Annotated in this window: 19 protein-coding genes; 8 read left to right on the top strand and 11 right to left on the bottom strand. The window is 71.7% G+C overall.

Features of this window, described 5'->3' with window-relative positions; genetic code table 11:
• Nucleotides 1–4 precede the first annotated feature (4 nt).
• On the bottom strand, nucleotides 5–799 hold the full coding sequence (locus U9R90_RS02750) for a metal-dependent hydrolase (RefSeq protein WP_411054745.1): 795 nt from the start codon (nucleotides 797–799) through the stop codon (nucleotides 5–7).
• A gap of 82 nt (nucleotides 800–881) precedes the next feature.
• Between U9R90_RS02750 and U9R90_RS02755 the strand changes: the two genes are divergently transcribed.
• The 3 genes from U9R90_RS02755 to U9R90_RS02765 all read left to right on the top strand — a co-directional run bounded on the left by U9R90_RS02755 (nucleotide 882) and on the right by U9R90_RS02765 (nucleotide 5,258).
• The gene (locus U9R90_RS02755; RefSeq protein ID WP_411054746.1) at nucleotides 882–3,455 is read left to right on the top strand and encodes a DEAD/DEAH box helicase; all 2,574 of its coding nucleotides are present in this window, start codon (nucleotides 882–884) and stop codon (nucleotides 3,453–3,455) included.
• A gap of 62 nt (nucleotides 3,456–3,517) precedes the next feature.
• Nucleotides 3,518–4,411 (top strand): acyl-CoA thioesterase, encoded by an 894-nt coding sequence (locus tag U9R90_RS02760; RefSeq protein WP_411054747.1) that lies wholly within the window; start codon nucleotides 3,518–3,520, stop codon nucleotides 4,409–4,411.
• A 43-nt stretch (nucleotides 4,412–4,454) separates the two neighbouring features.
• The gene (locus tag U9R90_RS02765; protein ID WP_411054748.1) at nucleotides 4,455–5,258 is read left to right on the top strand and encodes an aminoglycoside 3'-phosphotransferase; all 804 of its coding nucleotides are present in this window, start codon (nucleotides 4,455–4,457) and stop codon (nucleotides 5,256–5,258) included.
• Nucleotides 5,259–5,349: 91 nt separating this feature from the next.
• Here U9R90_RS02765 and U9R90_RS02770 read toward each other — a convergent pair whose 3' ends face one another.
• A complete protein-coding gene (locus tag U9R90_RS02770) occupies nucleotides 5,350–5,751 on the bottom strand; it encodes a DUF1992 domain-containing protein (RefSeq protein ID WP_411054749.1) in 402 nt (133 codons plus the stop codon).
• Nucleotides 5,752–5,811: 60 nt separating this feature from the next.
• Here U9R90_RS02770 and U9R90_RS02775 point away from each other — a divergent pair, with 60 nt between their 5' ends.
• Nucleotides 5,812–6,471, top strand: coding sequence for a TetR/AcrR family transcriptional regulator (locus U9R90_RS02775; RefSeq protein WP_411054750.1), 660 nt, complete (start codon nucleotides 5,812–5,814; stop codon nucleotides 6,469–6,471).
• 17 nt (nucleotides 6,472–6,488) lie between these two features.
• Here U9R90_RS02775 and U9R90_RS02780 read toward each other — a convergent pair whose 3' ends face one another.
• On the bottom strand, nucleotides 6,489–7,709 hold the full coding sequence (locus tag U9R90_RS02780; RefSeq protein WP_411054751.1) for a D-alanyl-D-alanine carboxypeptidase family protein: 1,221 nt from the start codon (nucleotides 7,707–7,709) through the stop codon (nucleotides 6,489–6,491).
• A gap of 125 nt (nucleotides 7,710–7,834) precedes the next feature.
• On the bottom strand, nucleotides 7,835–8,776 hold the full coding sequence (locus tag U9R90_RS02785; RefSeq protein ID WP_411054752.1) for a DUF6397 family protein: 942 nt from the start codon (nucleotides 8,774–8,776) through the stop codon (nucleotides 7,835–7,837).
• A gap of 153 nt (nucleotides 8,777–8,929) precedes the next feature.
• Here U9R90_RS02785 and U9R90_RS02790 point away from each other — a divergent pair, with 153 nt between their 5' ends.
• Nucleotides 8,930–9,358: a PPOX class F420-dependent oxidoreductase gene (locus U9R90_RS02790; protein WP_411054753.1), complete on the top strand. Its 429-nt coding sequence runs from the start codon at nucleotides 8,930–8,932 to the stop codon at nucleotides 9,356–9,358.
• Nucleotides 9,359–9,467: 109 nt separating this feature from the next.
• Here the strand turns inward: U9R90_RS02790 and U9R90_RS02795 are convergent, their stop codons facing one another.
• The 5 genes from U9R90_RS02795 to U9R90_RS02815 form a co-directional block, all read right to left on the bottom strand.
• The gene (locus U9R90_RS02795; RefSeq protein WP_411054754.1) at nucleotides 9,468–10,073 is read right to left on the bottom strand and encodes a GTP-binding protein; all 606 of its coding nucleotides are present in this window, start codon (nucleotides 10,071–10,073) and stop codon (nucleotides 9,468–9,470) included.
• Nucleotides 10,054–10,476, bottom strand: coding sequence for a DUF742 domain-containing protein (locus tag U9R90_RS02800; RefSeq protein WP_411054755.1), 423 nt, complete (start codon nucleotides 10,474–10,476; stop codon nucleotides 10,054–10,056). The genes U9R90_RS02795 and U9R90_RS02800 overlap by 20 nt, the downstream gene beginning before the upstream one ends.
• A 39-nt stretch (nucleotides 10,477–10,515) precedes the next feature.
• Complete coding sequence (locus U9R90_RS02805) at nucleotides 10,516–10,953, bottom strand: roadblock/LC7 domain-containing protein (RefSeq protein WP_411054756.1); 438 nt, start codon at nucleotides 10,951–10,953, stop codon at nucleotides 10,516–10,518.
• On the bottom strand, nucleotides 10,950–13,517 hold the full coding sequence (locus tag U9R90_RS02810) for a nitrate- and nitrite sensing domain-containing protein (RefSeq protein ID WP_411054757.1): 2,568 nt from the start codon (nucleotides 13,515–13,517) through the stop codon (nucleotides 10,950–10,952). The genes U9R90_RS02805 and U9R90_RS02810 overlap by 4 nt, the downstream gene beginning before the upstream one ends.
• 72 nt (nucleotides 13,518–13,589) lie before the next feature.
• The gene (locus U9R90_RS02815) at nucleotides 13,590–14,363 is read right to left on the bottom strand and encodes an MHYT domain-containing protein (RefSeq protein ID WP_411054758.1); all 774 of its coding nucleotides are present in this window, start codon (nucleotides 14,361–14,363) and stop codon (nucleotides 13,590–13,592) included.
• Between the two features lie 193 nt (nucleotides 14,364–14,556).
• Here U9R90_RS02815 and U9R90_RS02820 point away from each other — a divergent pair, with 193 nt between their 5' ends.
• The gene (locus U9R90_RS02820) at nucleotides 14,557–15,156 is read left to right on the top strand and encodes a class I SAM-dependent methyltransferase (protein WP_411054759.1); all 600 of its coding nucleotides are present in this window, start codon (nucleotides 14,557–14,559) and stop codon (nucleotides 15,154–15,156) included.
• 87 nt (nucleotides 15,157–15,243) lie between these two features.
• Nucleotides 15,244–15,567 (top strand): hypothetical protein, encoded by a 324-nt coding sequence (locus tag U9R90_RS02825; protein WP_411054760.1) that lies wholly within the window; start codon nucleotides 15,244–15,246, stop codon nucleotides 15,565–15,567.
• A 434-nt stretch (nucleotides 15,568–16,001) separates the two neighbouring features.
• Here the strand turns inward: U9R90_RS02825 and U9R90_RS02830 are convergent, their stop codons facing one another.
• A complete protein-coding gene (locus tag U9R90_RS02830; protein WP_411054761.1) occupies nucleotides 16,002–16,127 on the bottom strand; it encodes a hypothetical protein in 126 nt (41 codons plus the stop codon).
• Nucleotides 16,128–16,282: 155 nt separating this feature from the next.
• On the opposite strand from U9R90_RS02830, the gene U9R90_RS02835 reads away from it, so the two are divergent.
• Nucleotides 16,283–17,131, top strand: a complete 849-nt coding sequence (locus tag U9R90_RS02835) for a hypothetical protein (RefSeq protein WP_411054762.1) — start codon at nucleotides 16,283–16,285, stop codon at nucleotides 17,129–17,131.
• A gap of 27 nt (nucleotides 17,132–17,158) precedes the next feature.
• On the opposite strand, the gene U9R90_RS02840 is transcribed toward U9R90_RS02835, so the two are convergent.
• Nucleotides 17,159–17,341 carry a hypothetical protein gene (locus tag U9R90_RS02840; protein ID WP_411054763.1) on the bottom strand — a complete coding sequence of 61 codons (183 nt, stop codon included), beginning with the start codon at nucleotides 17,339–17,341 and terminating at the stop codon, nucleotides 17,159–17,161.
• Nucleotides 17,342–17,397 lie beyond the last annotated feature (56 nt).

Genomic DNA, 17,397 nt, shown 5'->3' on the forward strand with positions numbered 1-17,397 from the left:
GGGCTCAGAAGAGATTGAGAGCCAGCACCCCGCACACCCCGCCCAGCACCATGAACGTCGGCATCAGCACCTTGACCTCGACCCAGCTGCCCGCGCGGAACCGCATGATCCGCGGGGTGCCCACCGGGTACCAGCGCTTGCGGCCGATCGGCAGCGGCCACAGGATCGGGCAGCCGGAGACGGTGAGGCTGTCCCCGATGTTGTGCACCATCGCGCCGAGCAGGATCGGCAGACCGAGCCAGGCGTACTCGGGACCCGTCCCGGTGACGAACCAGTCCGAGCCGTTGCCCGCCATGTCCAGGACTCCGGCCAGAATCCAGGCGCTGGCCGCGGCCAGCAGCCACACCAGGACCGAGGCGGACGTACCGCGCGTGGCGCGCCACATCAGGCCCTCGATGGCCAGCGTCACATGGACGAAGAGGATGGCGAGCACCGCCCAGCGGCCGCCGGTCATGGCGCCGGCGGCGAATCCCGCCCCCAGCAGGAGCGCCCAGACCGCGGTGTGGGTGAGCGTACGGTGTCCGCCGCGGCGGACCGGGTCGCCGGGCTTGCGGGTCGCCTTGTAGACACCGTGCGAGAGCTTGTCGATGAACACGGCCAAGGTGCGCGACAGGGGGCCGAAGGATGTGGAGATCGTCGCCGACTTCTGGTCCAGGTCCGGCGCCAGGGCCGCGCCCGCGCAGATCAGCGCGCCGACGACCAGCACGGGCCACGGCATCCCATGACCGGCGGCGGTCGCGATCGCGCCCACCCCCAGCCAGGCCGCTGCTCCCGACAGTGAGTGTGCAGGACCCATCATGGCCGTTGCCGCCCCATTCCTCGTACTCAGCGGCCCAGTTGCGCGTACACCAGAGCCCAGTTGACGGCACAGCGTAACGCTTGTGATCTTCGTGCTGACGGCCGGTTCCCTGATCGGTGCCACGGGCAGGCAAGATAGGGGGGTGACCCTTATCGATCAGCTGCCGCCGACCGCCGACCCCGACGCCCTCTTCGAGGCGTTCTCCACGTGGACGGAGTCGCAGGGCATCGCCCTCTACCCGGCCCAGGAGGAGGCGCTGATCGAAGTGGTGTCCGGGGCCAACGTCATCCTGTCCACGCCGACCGGCTCGGGCAAGAGCCTGGTCGCGGCGGGGGCGCACTTCACCGCCCTCGCCCAGGACAAGGTCACCTTCTACACGGCACCGATCAAGGCCCTGGTGTCGGAGAAGTTCTTCGACCTGTGCAAGCTCTTCGGCACCGAGAACGTCGGCATGCTGACCGGCGACGCGTCCGTGAACTCCGACGCGCCCGTCATCTGCTGCACCGCCGAGGTGCTGGCCTCCATCGCGCTGCGCGACGGCAAGGACGCCGACATCGGCCAGGTCGTGATGGACGAGTTCCACTTCTACGCGGAGCAGGACCGCGGCTGGGCCTGGCAGATCCCGATCCTGGAGCTGCCGCAGGCGCAGTTCATCCTGATGTCGGCGACGCTCGGCGATGTCGCGATGTTCGAGAAGGACCTCACCCGCCGCACCGGCCGCGAGACCTCGGTGGTGCGCTCCGCGACCCGTCCGGTCCCGCTGTCGTACGAGTACCGGCTGACCCCGATCACCGAGACGCTGACCGAACTCCTTGAGACCAAGCAGTCGCCGGTCTACATCGTGCACTTCACGCAGGCGCAGGCCGTCGAGCGGGCCCAGTCGCTGATGAGTATCAATATGTGCACCAAGGCCGAGAAGGAGCAGATCGCCGACCTGATCGGCAACTTCCGGTTCACCACCAAGTTCGGCCGCAACCTGTCGCGTTACGTCCGGCACGGCATCGGCGTGCACCACGCGGGCATGCTGCCCAAGTACCGGCGCCTGGTGGAGAAGCTGGCGCAGGCCGGGCTGTTGAAGGTCATCTGCGGCACGGACACCCTCGGTGTCGGCGTCAACGTCCCCATCCGTACGGTGCTGTTCACCGCGCTGGCCAAGTACGACGGCAATCGCGTACGGGTGCTACGGGCCCGCGAGTTCCACCAGATCGCGGGGCGCGCCGGGCGCGCGGGCTTCGACACGGCGGGCCTGGTGGTCGCCCAGGCGCCCGAGCATGTCATCGAGAACGAGAAGGCCCTGGCCAAGGCCGGCGACGACCCGAAGAAGCGCCGCAAGGTGGTGCGCAAGAAGGCCCCCGAGGGCTTCGTCGGCTGGTCCGAAGGCACCTTCGAGAAGCTGATCGCCTCCGATCCCGAGCCGCTGACCTCGCGCTTCCGGGTCACCCACACCATGCTCCTCGCGGTGATCGCCCGTCCCGGCAATGCGTTTGCCGCGATGCGCAGCCTCCTTGAGGACAACCACGAGCCGCGCAAGAACCAGCTGCGCCACATCCGCCGCGCCATCGCCATCTACCGCTCGCTGCTCGACGGGGGCGTCGTCGAGAAGCTGGACACACCGGACGCCGAGGGCCGGATCGTCCGCCTCACCGTCGATCTGCAGCAGGACTTCGCGCTCAACCAGCCGCTGTCCACCTTCGCGCTGGCCGCCTTCGACCTCCTGGAGCCCGAATCGCCGTCGTACGCCCTGGACATGGTGTCGGTGGTGGAGTCCACGCTCGACGACCCGCGGCAGATCCTGGCGGCCCAGCAGAACAAGGCGCGCGGCGAGGCGGTCGGCGCGATGAAGGCGGACGGCGTCGAGTACGAGGAGCGGATGGAGCGGCTCCAGGACATCACCTACCCCAAGCCGCTGGAGGAGCTGCTCTTCCACGCCTACGACCTGTACCGCCGCAGCCACCCCTGGGTCGGCGACCACCCGTTGTCGCCGAAGTCGGTCATCCGCGACATGTACGAGCGGGCGCTGACCTTCACGGAGTTCACCTCGTACTACGAGCTGGCGCGCACCGAGGGCATCGTGCTGCGCTATCTCGCCAGCGCCTACAAGGCCCTGGAGCACACCGTCCCGGACGATCTGAAGTCCGAGGACCTGCAGGATCTGATCGCCTGGCTGGGCGAGATGGTCCGCCAGGTCGACTCCAGCCTGCTGGACGAGTGGGAGCAGCTCGCCAACCCCGAGGTGATGACGGCCGAGGAGGCCCAGGAGAAGGCCGACCAGGTCAAGCCGGTCACCGCCAACGCCCGGGCGTTCCGGGTCCTGGTGCGCAACGCCATGTTCCGGCGGGTCGAGTTGGCCGCGCTCGACCAGGTCGATCAGCTGGGCGAGCTGGACGCCGAGTCCGGCTGGGACGCGGACGCGTGGGGCGAGGCGATGGACGCGTACTGGGACGAGTACGAGGACCTGGGCACCGGGCCCGACGCGCGCGGGCCGAAGCTGCTGCAGATCGAGGAGCGTCCCGAGGACGGCCTGTGGCGCGTCCGGCAGACGTTCGCCGACCCGAACGGCGACCATGACTGGGGCATCAGCGCCGAGGTCGACCTCGTGGCGTCGGACGCCGAGGGCCTCGCCGTCGTCCGGGTCACGGACGTCGGCCAGCTCTGACCTCCGCGCGTACGTTCCCCGCCCCGACACCAAGGACCGGCAAGGACCAGCAAGGAGCAGCGATGACGGATTCTGAGACGCAGCCCAGGCCAAACCCCGCCGAGAGACTCGTCGACCTGCTCGACCTGGAGCAGATCGAGGTCAACATCTTCCGCGGCCGCAGCCCGAACGAGTCCCTGCAGCGGGTCTTCGGCGGTCAGGTCGCGGGCCAGGCCCTGGTCGCGGCGGGCCGCACCACTGACGGGGACCGGCCGGTGCACTCGCTGCACGCGTACTTCCTGCGGCCCGGCATTCCGGGCGTGCCCATCGTCTACCAGGTCGAGCGGGTGCGGGACGGACGCTCCTTCACCACACGCCGGGTGACCGCGGTGCAGCAGGGGCGCACGATCTTCAATCTGACCGCCTCCTACCACCAGCCGGAGGAGGGCACCTTCGAGCACCAGCTGCCGGCGCGGATCGACGCGCCCGACCCCGAGTCGCTGCCGAAGGTCGTCGACGAGATCCGCGACCATCTGGGCGCGCTGCCCGAGCAGTTGGAGCGGATGGCCCGCCGCCAGCCCTTCGATCTGCGCTATGTGGACCGGCTGCGCTGGACCCCCGACGAGGTCAAGGACGCGGAGCCGCGCAGCGCCGTGTGGATGCGCGCGGTCGGCCCGCTGGGCGACGACCAGCTGATCCACACCTGCGCCCTGACGTACGCCAGCGACATGACGCTGCTGGACGCGGTCCGCATCCCGATCGAACCCCTGTGGGGGCAGCGCGGCTTCGACATGGCCTCGCTCGACCACGCGATGTGGTTCCACCGGCCGTTCCGCGCCGACGAGTGGTTCCTGTACGACCAGGAGTCCCCGATCGCGACGGGCGGCCGTGGCCTGGCACGCGGCCGGATCTATGACCGTGAGGGGCGGCTGTTGGTGTCGGTCGTCCAGGAGGGGTTGTTCCGTCCGCACGTGTGAAACTGGTTGGCCTGCGACCGGCAGGTCCGGTGAGAGTGATCCAATGACAGCCATACCGCCTGAAGGCCCGGTCGAGCTTCCACGGATCGTCACGGAGTTGGCGGCCGGCCGGCCGGTGCGGGGCGTCTGGCAGAACGGACTCGGTGGCCTGACGTTTCAGCTCGGCCTGGGGGACGCGCGGCATTTCGTGAAGTGGACGCCGACCGGCAGCGGTATCGACTTGTCGGCCGAGGTGGTACGCCTGCGCTGGGCGGCGGGGTTCCTCGTGGTGCCGCGCGTACTCGACGAGGGCGCGGACGACACAGGGTCCTGGATCGTCACGGATGGCCTGCCCGGGCGCATGGCGGTGGACGATTACTGGAAGCGCGACCCCGACACCGCGGTACGCGCGATCGGTGCCGGGCTCCGCGCGCTGCACGAGAAGCTGCCCGTCGCGGATTGTCCGTTCGACTGGTCGGCCAGCCAACGGCTGGAGAGGGTACGGTCACGGGCGGCCGCGGGCCGGATCGATCCGGCGCACTGGCCTGAAGACCTTCAGCACTTCCGTACCGTCGAGCACGCGCTCGGCGTGCTCGCCGACATCCCGCCGGTTGATGCGCCCGTCGTCTGCCATGGCGACGCCTGCGCCCCCAACACCCTGATCGGTGACGACGGTACGTACACCGGGCACGTCGACCTCGGCGCGCTCGGTGTCGCCGACCGCTGGGCCGACCTCGCCATCGCCACCTGGAGCACGCAGTGGAACTACGGCCCCGGCTGGGAAGAGCCGCTGCTGGAGGCCTACGGGATCGAGGCGGACCCGGAGCGGATCATGTACTACCGGCTGTTGTGGGCGCTGTCGGACTGAGCGAGGCGGGATGCACGGGGCAAGGGGGATACGGGGCAAGGGGGATCATGCCTGGGGCGCCGCGTCCCAGGCATGATCCGCCGGTCAGACCCTAGGATCCACGGCGAGCGCGCCACTCGGACAGCAGGCGTTCCACATCGAACGGGGCCAGGCCCAGCGGTGGGCCGGGCAGTGGGCGGGCGAGGGCCGCGTGGATCTTTTCGTTGACCTCCGTCAGCAGCCGTCGCGCCTCGCGCTCCGACACGGCCTGCTCGGCGGCGGCCAGGGCGTCCTCCGCCTCCTTGCGCAGGGCAAGCGTCGGGGGCAGGACGGAGACACCCTCGCGGTGCATCTTCCGCTTGATCCACCAGGTCTCGTCGTATGGTGCGTCGGCATCGGGGAGCGGCTTGCCGAAGCCCGGCAGTTCGGTGAAGTCGCCCCGCTCCTCCGCCTCGCGGATCTGCTTGTCGACCCATGACTCGAAGCTGACACCCGGCGGCTTGCGTTCGGTCATCGTGCGCTCCTTTCCCAGGGGCGGTCCTGCACCTTCATGATACGCAGGTACCATAAAGGCGTGCCCAAGTATGTCGATCACGCCGAGCGGCGCGCCCAGATCGCCGACGGCGTTGTGCGCCTCGCCGCCCGGGATGGCCTGCACGCGGTCACCCTGCGGGCGGTGGCGGCGGAGTCGGGTGTCTCACTCCGGCTGGTGCAGTACTACTTCGAGAGCAAGGCGCAGCTGATGCGGGCCACGCTGGAGCACCTCGAGCTCCAGAGCCACCAGCGCTGGGAGCAGCGCCTGGCCCACTCGTCGCGCCCCGCCTCGACCCGGCTCCTGCTGGAGGCGTTTCTCGCCGAGGCGCTGCCGAACGACGAACCCAGCCGCGCCTTCCACCTCGTATGGACCTCCTATGCCGTACTCGCCATGACAGACCCCGAGTTGGCCCAGCAGTCCTTCGTCGACGGCCCCGCTCGGCTGGAGCAGCGGCTCACCGACGTCATCCGACAGGCCCAGGCCCAGGGTGAACTGGACCCGGGGCTGGACGCCCACGCCGAGGCCGCCCGGCTGCTCGCCCTCAACCACGGGCTCGGCACCAGCGTGATGGTCGGCCAGCGAACCGCTGAGCAGGCCGGTGAGGTGCTGCGGTACCACCTCGACGGGCTGTTCGCCGCCCATCCCACCGGGGAGCAGGCGGCCGCCGCACCCAACGCCCGCTCCCTCAGCCCCTCCTGAACCCAACGCCCGCTCCCTCAGCCCCTCCTGACTCCGGCGTGCCGTCCGCGCCGCCCCAACCACCCCAACCGTCCGTGCCGCCCCAGTCGTCCCAACCGTCCACGTCGCAGCAGGGCGGCCACCGCCGCCGCGAGGCACAGCGCGCCCACGAGTGCGCCCACCGCTGGCCAGACGCTGCCCCCCTTCGCCTCCGTACGCGCCACCGCGGGCAGCACCTCGGGCGCCTCGGGACCCGCCTTCGGGGCCGGTGGCCGCAACGACCCGACGGGACTCACCCGCCCGGCCGCCGCGAATCCCCAGTCCAGCAGCGACCTGGCCTCCGTGTACACGGCACGACCGCCGCCCGCCTGCGGGTTCATCACCGAAACCACCAGGGTGCGGCCCGCACGCCGCGCCGCGGCGATCAAGGTGTGCCCCGCCTTGGAGGTGTAGCCGTTCTTGACCCCGATGATCCCCGGGTAGACGCCCACCCCATCGGCGCCGGTGAGCAGGCGGTTGGTGTTCTGGATGGCGTAGGACCAGCCATCGCCGGGGAACTGGGCCACGGCGGTCCCGCTGTACCGGGCGAACTCCGGGTCCCGCAGCCCGGCGCGACCGAAGACGGCCAGGTCATACGCCGAGGAGACCTGCCCCGGTGCGTCATAGCCGTCCGGCGACACCACCCGTGTGTCGCGGGCGCCCAGCGCTCGGGCCTTGGCCTCCATCTGCTCCGCGGTGCGCTGCCAGCCGCCGTTCATCTCGGCCAGCACATGCACCGCGTCGTTGCCCGAACTCAGGAACACGCCCCGCCACAGATCCGCCGCGCGGTAGGTGCGCCCCGCGATGACCCCGACCAGGCTGCTGCCGTCGCCCACCTCGGCCAGCTCCGCCTCGGCCACCTTGTGACTCAACCCGCCGGGCAGGTTAGGCAGCACCGTGACGGCGAAGAGCGCCTTGAGGGTGCTGGCCGGTGGCAGCCGCCGGTGCGCGTCGCGCGCGGCCAGCACCTCCCCGGTGTCGGCGTCGGCCACCAGCCAGGACAGGGCCGACACACTCCCCGGCAGCGCGGGCGCCTCCTGCCGCAGCCGAACCTGCGTCCCCCCACGGTCCAGGAGCGGGGAGTCGGCGGACATCGGCCGCGGTGGCCGCGGCTCGGCGTGGGAGGCCGCCGCGGGTGACACCGGCACCAGGAGCAGTGTGCCGACGGCGAGGGACACCGTGCCCACCACGGCAGCACGCGCAGTTGATCTGACAGTCATTCGGCCAACGTAGAAACCTCCTCCCTGGTGTGCGGGTATGCCCTGCCGACGGCGCGCCTACGGCACCCGGATGCCTCGCCCGGCACCCCGCACCCCGCACTCCGCTACGTGCGCGCCGAGAGGTGTCAGCCGGCCGACACCCGTCGGCGTCGCCGTCGCCGCAGCCATCCCAGCGGCCCCTGGGCAGCGGCCGGGTCCGGGCCGCCCCCATCGGCCGGGGGCGCTTGAGGAACAGGGGGCGGGGCCGCCGACAGCACCGGGCGGGCCCCCTCAGGGCGCGGCGCGGGCCGCTGCCTCCTGGCCTGGGCCAGGTCCTGGGCGAGGGTCGTGTGCAGCCAGTGGATTTCGTCCGGGTCGTCCGCGAAGAGGATCCGCGTGATGACCTGTGTGGAGCGTGCGTCGGGTGAGCCTGAGGCGAGGTACGGGTCCGGCCCGATCCGCCGTAGGTAGGCGCGTTCGTAGGGATCCGGCACGGCTTCGGCCAGCTGCGCCGGGTCCAGCACCGACGCGGTGACGGCCGCGTGCTCCCACGCGTCACCCGCCTGGCGCGCCAGCAGGCCTCGGCACCTGCCGCGCCAGTTGCGGGCCCGCAGATCCTCGCCCGCCTCCAGACGCCGCCGGATGAACTCCGGGGCGGTGCCGGTGAGCAGCGCGCCGTGCGCCTGGGCGAACTCCCGCAGATCGTCCGCGAGATAGAGCCAGACCACCGCGCGGTAGCGGTTCAGGTAGAAGCGCACCGGGACCAGCAGGCCCGCGCGGGCCAGGCGGGTGAAGCGGCTCGTCGGAATGGCCAGCAGTGCGGCGCCCTCGGTGGTGCCCACCGTCCTGACGCGCTCGCGCAGCGCTCCGGGGAAACCCTCGGCGGTGCGCAATCGGTCGATCTCCGGGGCGGGGACCCGGCGCTTGCCGGGCTCCGGGCCCGGCACGCTGCGGATATGGCCGAGCCGCATTCCCAGTTCGCACTCCCCGCGCTTCAGCCCGAGCTCCCGGGCCGCTCGGCCCAGCGCGTACGATCTCTCGACAGACGGCTTGTCAGCGGCCGTACGGACAGCGGTGTTTCCGGCCATGAGGGCCTCCCCCGTGAGGTGTGATTACTCTCGGTGAAGACCGTAGCGCGGAAGGTCAGCTCTCCGCTCGGCCTGTGGATAACTCTGGCGCCGGGCCGGTGCGCCGGGCCGGTCAGCGCAGGTCGAGGCGTCCAGACCGGCCATCATGGAGTCATGGCAAAGAAGATGACCGATGAAGCATGGCGCGCTTTCGTCGCGCACGGGACCCGGACCGGCAAGCTCTCCACCGTCCGGGCCGACGGCTCCCCGCATATCGCCCCGGTCTGGTTCCTGCTCGATGGCGACCAGCTCCTCTTCAACACCGGCAAGGACACGGTGAAAGGCCGCAATCTCGCCCGCGACGGACGGCTCGCCCTGTGTGTGGACGACGACCGGCCGCCGTTCGCGTACGTGGTGATCCAGGGCCGCGCCGAGCTGGTCGAGGATCTCGCTGAGGTGCGTGCCGCGGCGACCCGGATCGCGGCCCGCTACATGGGCGCGGAGCGCGCCGAGGAGTTCGGGGCCCGCAACGGCGTGCCGGGAGAGCTCCTGGTCCGGGTCACCATCGACAAAGTGCTCGCCCAGTCCGGGGTAGCGGACTGAGGACGGCGTGGTGGGCTGAGGACGGCGTGGCTGACTTAGGACGGCCTAGCGGACGGAGACCGGCGTAGCGGTCGGAGGCCGGCGTAGCGGTCGGAGGCCGGCGCGCCGCTCACCCCACCGTGTCGAGCAGCCGGGCGGTGTGCATCCGCCCGGCGTACTCGACCAGTCGGATCAGCACCTCCTTGCCGGAGTCCCGGTCGCGTGCGTCGCACAGCACGACCGGCGTTCCCTGGTCGAGGTCGAGGGCACGGGAGACCTCCTGGGCGCCGTACGTACGCGTCCCCGGGAAGCAGTTGACGGCCACCACGAAGGGGATGCGCCGGTGTTCGAAGTAGTCCACCGCGGGGAAGCAGTCCTCAAGCCGCCGGGTGTCCGCGAGGACCACGGCGCCGAGTGACCCCTGGGACAGCTCGTCCCACAGGAACCAGAAGCGGTCCTGGCCGGGCGTCCCGAAGAGGTACAGGGACAGCCCGTCTCTGATCGTGATCCGGCCGAAGTCCATGGCGACCGTGGTGGTGGTCTTCCGCTCGACCTGGCCGGTGTCGTCCACCGACTGGCCCAGTTCGCTGAGTTGTTCCTCGGTGCGCAGCGGCCGGATCTCGCTGACCGCCCCGACCAGGGTGGTCTTGCCCACCCCGAAGCCGCCCGCGACCAGTATCTTCAGCGCCAGGGCGACACTCTCGCCGCCCTGGCTCTCAGAGCGCTCGGAGCCCATTGATCACTTCTCTCAGGATTCGTTCGTCGGGTAGCTGTGCGGGCGGCACCGGCCGGCTCACCTTGACGCAGCCCAGTTCGAGCAGGTCGCCGAGGAGTACCCGCACCACGCCCACGGGCAGGTCGGCGCCCGCGGCCAGCTCCGCGACCGACTGGGTCTCGCCCCGGCACAGGTCGATGAGCGCCCGGTGTTCGGGGCCGAGCGAGGTGTCGTGCGCGGCGTCGAGAGCGGCCGTGTCCAGCCGTACGAGGGCGATCAGGTCGAAGTGCGTCGCGGTAGGACCCGCGCTGGTACGGCCGCCGGTCATCGCGTAGGGGCGGACCAGCGGCCCGGCCTCGGCGTCGTACCACTGGCTGCCCGACCGTGGGCGGGCGGCGTCTTCGGCGCCGCTGTGGGTGTTCATGGGCTGTGCCGCCCCCTTCTGTCATCCGGCGACATCCGGTCATCCGGCGTCGGGCGGCTGGGTGGCGAACCGCGGCGGTGTGTAGAGGTGTTCGCCCACCCGCTTCACCAGCCGGGCCATCTCGTAGGCGATCAGGCCGATGTCGGCGTGTACGACAGTGAGTACGGCGAGGCAGGAGCCGTCGCCCGCGGCGGCCACGAACAGGAAGCCGTCGTCCATCTCCACCATCGTCTGGCGCACGCCGCCGGCACCGAAGTGGCGTCCCGCGCCCTTGGCCAGGCTGTGGAAGCCGGAGGCGACGGCGGCCAGGTGTTCGGCGTCCTCGCGGCGCAGGGCGCTGGACGCGCCGACCGCGAGCCCGTCGTTCGACAGCACCACGGCGTGTCGGACCTCGCCCACGCGGACCACCAGGTCGTCGAGGAGCCAGTCGAGCTCGCCGGAACGGTGGGCGGTGCCGACGCGCGGATTCTCGATCATGCGGGGTCTCCTTCGCTGCTGTCACTGCCCGGTATCGGCCCTCGGACGCCCGAGGGCCGGCCTCCGCCGCGCGCCCACCCGTCGCGGTAGGCGGCCAGCCGGTCTCTGGCCTGTTCGGGGGTGCGCTCGGCCGCGTCGGGTGCGGGGTCCGCCGGGTCGTCGGCCGGGCGCTCGGCGCGCAGTTGGGGCGCGAGGTGGGTCTGGCGTACTCGACGCGGGAGTTCGGCGTCGGTGTCGTCGGCCGGGGGGTCCGGTGGGGCCTGGGGTTCGTCCCCGCCGCCCGCCTGGCTGGGGCGGGTGTGCGGCCTGAGCGCGGTCACGCCGGGCGGCGGCGCGGGTTCCGCGGACGGGGCGGGCTCCGCGGACGGGGCGAGTGCCGGGCGGGAGGCTGGTGCGGTGGGCACGGCTGGTGCGGTGGGCACGGAATCGCCGTGCACCGGGCCGCCGTTCACGGAGCCGCCGCCTGCCCGCGACGCCCCCGCTGCGGCCAGCCGCGCGTGTTCCTGCGGTATGGCCGCCTCGTGGCGCTCGCGCGCGGCTCCGTGGCCCTCGGTCATGGCCCCTTGCAGAAGCGCGGTGGGCAGCAGGACGACCACGGTCGTGCCGCCGTACGGGGAGGTGCGCAGATGGACCTTGATGGCGTGCCGGGCGGCCAGCCTGCTGACGACGAACAGGCCGAGGCGGTCGCTGTCGAAGAGGTCCAGCGCCTCGGACTGCTCGATGCGCCGGTTGGCCTCGGCCAGGCGCTCCTTGCCCATGCCGAGGCCGCGGTCCTCGACCTCCAGTGCGTAACCGTTGCCGACGTGTTCCCCTGAGACCCGCACCTTGGTGTGCGGCGGCGAGAACTGGGCGGCGTTCTCCACGATCTCGGCGAGCAGATGGGTGAGGTCGGCGACGGCGGTGCCGGTCACGGCGGCCTCGGGGAGTTGGCGTACCTCCACGCGCGCGTAGTCCTCGACCTCGGAGACCGCGGCCCGTACGACGTTCGTCAGGGAGACCGGCATCCGCCAGGCGCGGCCGGGCGCGGCACCGGACAGGATGATCAGGCTCTCGGCGTGGCGCCGCATCCGGGTCGTCAGGTGGTCCAGGCGGAACAGGTCGCTGAGCTCGTTCGGGTCGTCGGACCTGCGTTCCATGGAGTCGAGGAGGTTGAGCTGGCGGTGGACCAGGACCTGGCTGCGCCGGGCGAGGTTGACGAACACCCCGGAGATCCCGCTGGCGAGTTCGGCGCGCTCAACCGCCGCATGCAGGGCCGCGCGGTGCACGGTGCCGAGCGCTTCGGAGACCTGGCCCGTCTCGTCGTCGGCGCGTGGTCCCGGTGGTGCCTCGGCGCGGATGTCGAGTTCTTCACCCGCCCGCAACCGGCGCATGGCCTGCGGAAGTTTGTGCCGGGCGATCTCCAGTGCGCTGTTGCGCAGGCTGATCAGCTCGACGACCAGGGCGCGTCCGATACGTACGGAGATCACCAGCGACGCCGCGACGGCGAGCAACCCGAGCAGCACCGCCGCACCCGCCGTGGTCAGCACCCCGCGGGTGAGGGGGTCGGCCCGGTCGGCCGCGCTGCGCCCGGCGCCCGCCTCGATCGCGCGCAGGTCTTCCCGTACGGTCGCGTACGCCGTGTCCCAGTCGCCGCCCTTGAGCACGTCGGCCGCCTTGCGCCCGGACGGCGCGGCGAGTAGCTGGTCCTCGACGGCGCGTACCGCGGTGTAGGCGCGGGACTTCTCAAGGTCCCGCCAGGCCGCGCGGTCGGGTCCGGGCAGATCCTGGACGGCCGCGTCGGTCGTGGTTCGCCGGGCCTCGGCGGTGCCGATGAACCTGCGCAGCCGTTCGCCGTCGATGGAGTCGGTCGGCTTGGTGGCGGCCAGCAGCGCGTCCTGGCGGGCGAGGAGTTCACCGGCGCGGGAGAACTCGAGCAGCACGCGCGCGTCGGAGCCCAGTTCCGCGTCCTGGATGCCGGTGAGGGCGCCGCCGACACCGAAGGCGCTCTGGATGGCCTTGGTGTACTGCCCGTACGCCGCGTCCCAGCCGGTGCTGCGGTCCAGGACCGTGGCGCGCAGGGGCTTCAGCTCCTGGGTGCCTGCGACGAAGGACGTGAGCCGGCGCGCCACACCGGCCGGGAGGCCGCCGCCGTCGGCGATGGTGTGCTGCTCGCCGAGCCGGAGTTCGCCCACGGCCCGGTCCGTGGTCTTGGCCAGCTTCTTCAGTGCCTCACCGCGGCCGGTGTCCGGTTCGGCGGCGTAGCGCACCGCGGCGACGCGCTCCGCCTGGAGTGCGGCGACCGCCTCGGCGACGGGGGCGCGGACCTGCTCGTCAACCCGCTGCAACTCCCGTAGCCGGGCCACGTCCTGGGCGGTGTTCACCGTGGCGAAGGCCCACAGGCCCAGGAGCGAGACGACGGGCACCATCAGCAGGCAGACGATCTTCGCGCGTACGGTCCGGGCGCGCGGCCGTATCCGTCCGCTGCTCGGCGTACTCGCCGGGGGTGGCGTCTGCGCATCGGGCGGTTCTTCGGCGGGTGGGCCGGCGTGGGCGCGTCGGCCGCGTGTCGGTGGCGTGGGAGGCATGGGTTCCGTCGGTTCCATCCGGTCTCGAAACGGGGTTCGGGGCGTCGTGCCCGCGGCGGCGGGGCGGCTCCGCTAGCGGACGGCGCTCGCGGTCGGCCGCTGTGCCGAAGCGGAGGCCTCGCGCTCTCCTGCCGTGGGCGAGAGCGCGACAAAGGCCGAGGTGAGGAAGAGATAGGAGCCGAGGCCGACGGCGAGGGGGAAGATGAACTGCATCGCCGTCGCCCCGGCCAGGGCCCCGCTGGAGGGGTCGACCCGCACACTCACCGCGATCATTCCGGTGTAGTGCATGCTGCTCACCGCGCCGCCCATGACGAGCGAGGCGACGCCGACCGCGACCGGCGACTTGATGTTCAGGGCTGCCCACAGCGCCGCCGTCGCGGCGACCACGGCGATCAGCACCGAGAGGCCGACGAGTACGGGGTCGTACATCACCTTGCCGTGCAGCCGCAGCGCCGCCATGCCCAGGTAGTGCATGCTCGCGACGCCGAGCCCGGTGGTGAGTCCGCCGAGCGCCAGCGCCCGGCCGCGGGCTGGGGCGTAGCCGACGGCGAAGACGCCGCCGCCGACGACGAGCATCGCGACGAGCAGGCTCAGCAGGGTCAGCGGTACGTCGTAGCGGATGTCCGTGCCGCTGACGCCGAAGCCGAGCATGGCCACGAAGTGCATGGTCCAGATGCCGGTGCCGATCGCGGAGGCCGCGGTGATCAGCCAGTTGCGGCGTGACCTTCCGGTGGCGGCGAGTGCGCGCACCGTGCAGCGCAGCCCGAGGGCGGCGCCGATGCACGCCATCACGTACGACAGTAAGGGTGTCAGCCAGCCGAAGGTGGCGTGGTCCAGGTGTCCCATGACTCCAGGACGCTAGTCCTGACAGGGGCGCACAACGGGGGCGCATTTCGAAAGCTGTCGGAATATGACATGGATATGTTTCTGAACGATCGCGTCAGGGTCGAACGTGCGCGCCCAGACGGATGTACGGCGCTTCGCACCCACGCCCGGACGCCCTGGGGCCCGTCGGGGCGGATACGGAATCATGAGGCGTATGAGCAACGACCACACTGATGTGCAGGAGTTCTTCGCGGCGCGGGCGGCCGACTGGGACGCCCGCTTCCCCGACGACGGGCCCGCGTTCGAGACGGGCGTCGCCGAGCTCGGGCTGCGGCCCGGTGACGCCGTGCTCGACGCGGGCTGCGGCACCGGGCGCGCGCTGCCCGCGCTGCGCCGGGCGGTGGGCCCGTCCGGTGTGGTGATCGGCGCCGATCTGACGCCTGCCATGCTGGCGGCCGCGGTGCGGGCCGGGCGGGACACGGACGGGCACCTGCTGCTGGCCGATGTGGCGCGGCTGCCGCTGCGCGACCGGTCGCTGGATGCCGTGTTCGGCGCGGGACTCGTCTCCCACCTTCCGGAACCGGCCGAGAACCTGCGGGAGTTGGCCCGAGTGGTGCGCCCAGGCGGGCGCCTGGCGCTCTTCCACGCCATCGGCCGGGCCGCGCTCGCGGCACGGCAGGGGCGCCAGATCACGCCGGGCGATCTGCGGGCCGAGGCCAACCTCCGCCCGCTGCTGGCCTCTTCCGGCTGGCGGATGACGCGGTACATCGACGAGGACGCCCTCTTCCTGGCGCTGGCGGTGCGTCAGGACTGACCGGCGCCCGCGCCCCCCGAACGTGCCGCCGTCAGGGCACACTGGGCAGAACGACCGTGGCGACCGTACCGGGGGTAGGTGGTCCGTATGCTCGGCAGACTCGACAGGCTGTTCAGGCTTTTCCGGCCGGACGGGCGGGCTCCAGGGGAGTCGGCGCCCGGCCCGGAGAAGAAGCCCCCGAGCGGTCGAAAGACCCAGCACAACCTCTTCGACGCGGCCGCCGCGTATGTCTCGGCGTGTGCGGAGGACGATCGGGACCAGATGGACGAGGCCGAGGGGTGGGTCTCGCCCGAGGCCCTGTCCTTCGGCGTCAGCGAGCTGGCGTGCCGCGCGGTCATCGCCCTCGCGCGGGAGTACGACGAGTCGCCGCGGACCGTCGCCCGTACCCTCCTCGGCCTACCCGCTGCCTGACGTCGGTGGAGGGCACCGGGTCGTAGCGGACCAGCGCCTGTGACGCGGGAGTCCCGGTGGCGGCGGCGAATTCCAGACGTTCGCGGACCTCGCGTGGGGTGCGCGGACGGTAGCCGGGGCCGTCGCCGCAGCAGCCCTGGGGGAAGCGGACACCGGCCTGCAGTACGGCGGTCAGGGCACGCCAGGCCACGATGTCACGGCGCGGCGGCACCGCGAGCGCGGAGCCCGCGTTGAGAGCCTGTCTTTGAACCCCCGTCGTCCGCGCGGAGCGCGGGCGCAGCGGCGTTCGGTGCGTGCTCTCGGCGTGCGGCGTCGCAGGTCATGAATGGGGTCTCCCCTGCTAGAGCGAAGCCGAGAGCTTGGGGAAGGAGCCACCTGTCCTGCGGCGCCGTGCGGCGAGAGTGCGTGCCGGGCGTCGGGGCGCAGGCGGGGGTTCAAAGACAGGCTCTGAGCAACGCGCCGCCGCACCGGGGGCAGACATCGCGGCGTACGCGCGCGTAGTCGGGCTCCTTCTTGTAGGCGGCGCGACAGGGTGTGCAGACGAACTGGTGCCGGGACATGTCGCGCAGCGTACGAGTGGCGCTGGGCCTGGGGCGAGCGGATTTTCGTCGGGACCAGTCGGGACCAGACAGAACCAGACGACAGGCTCCAGGGGCCTCGACGCCGTGGTTACCGGCTGGTTAGGGTGCGCCGACTGCTTACGGAGGAGGCTGCCATGACCGGTGCGGACGAGGCTTTCGTCGACGACGCACTGCATGTGCTGACCGCGGTGTTGTTGACGCCCGCGCAGTTCCCGAGCGTGCTGGGCGACGACTACGCGCAGGCCTGCGCGGCGCTCGGCCTGACGCCGGTCAGCGGCGGGTACGGGCTGGTGCTCGGCCAGGATGGGCACGGGGCGCGGTGGACTGTGGCGGTGGACGACGTGTCGCTGGTGGCCGTCGCCATCGCATCCTGGGACTGCGGTATGGAGTACGACCTGTCCCCGGACGAGCACACGGTGGTCGCCACGCTGGGCGGCTGGCCGCTGCCCCTCGCCGTCGCCGCGCCGGGTGTGCCCGCGCCGCACGACCCGGAGCCCGAGCCCGGCGAGGCCGAGTGGCCGGTGCTCGTACCGCCCGACGCGGGCGGCTGGGGGCCCGCGCAGCGAAGGCTCGGCGCGGACGAGATCGCCCGGCAGTGGGCGACGTGGCGAGAGCAGCTCGACGACGCGGACTTCGCCTCGGACTCCACCACACCGGCCGCTGAAACCGATGAGTCCGCCGAAATCAACGAAACCTCTGAAGCGGCCGAGGCGGCGCCCCGAACCGTACGGCAGGTCCTGGACGCGGCTCGCGCGTACACGGTGACGCCCCCACCCCTCGGGCGTGTGCGCTCCTCGTTCGCCAGCCAGGACGCCAGGACGCTGCGGGTCGACGGCCCCGGCTGGTCCCTGGTCGCCAGGACCGACGACATCGCGTTCGTCTTGCTCGACGAGGAACCCAGGCAGGTACTGCCGGTGGGCCGGGGCCCCGAGCTGTCCGGACTCCTCGCCGCCCTCGACCTCATGGCCGTACGCCCCTCCTGAGCCGACGTCGGATCGGACAGGCGGAGGTCAGTGGCCGATCTCCTTGCGGCTGACGCGGCGCAGCCTGCGCCGCTGGGACGGGTCGAGCGTCATATACGCCGCCGCGGGCACCCCGACCACGATCAGCAGCACAGCCCAGAAGGGCAGCCAGATCCACAGGAAAAGCCCGAGCGCCACGCCCCCTACGGCGATCTTCGCGGTATTCGACATGTGCGTCGCCTCCTTCGCGGCTGCTGCCGCTCTCTGATGGTGAGAACGGCCTCGCG

Source organism: Streptomyces sp. E11-3, assembly GCF_046540415.1.
In the GTDB taxonomy this organism is placed as follows: Bacteria; Actinomycetota; Actinomycetes; order Streptomycetales; family Streptomycetaceae; genus Streptomyces.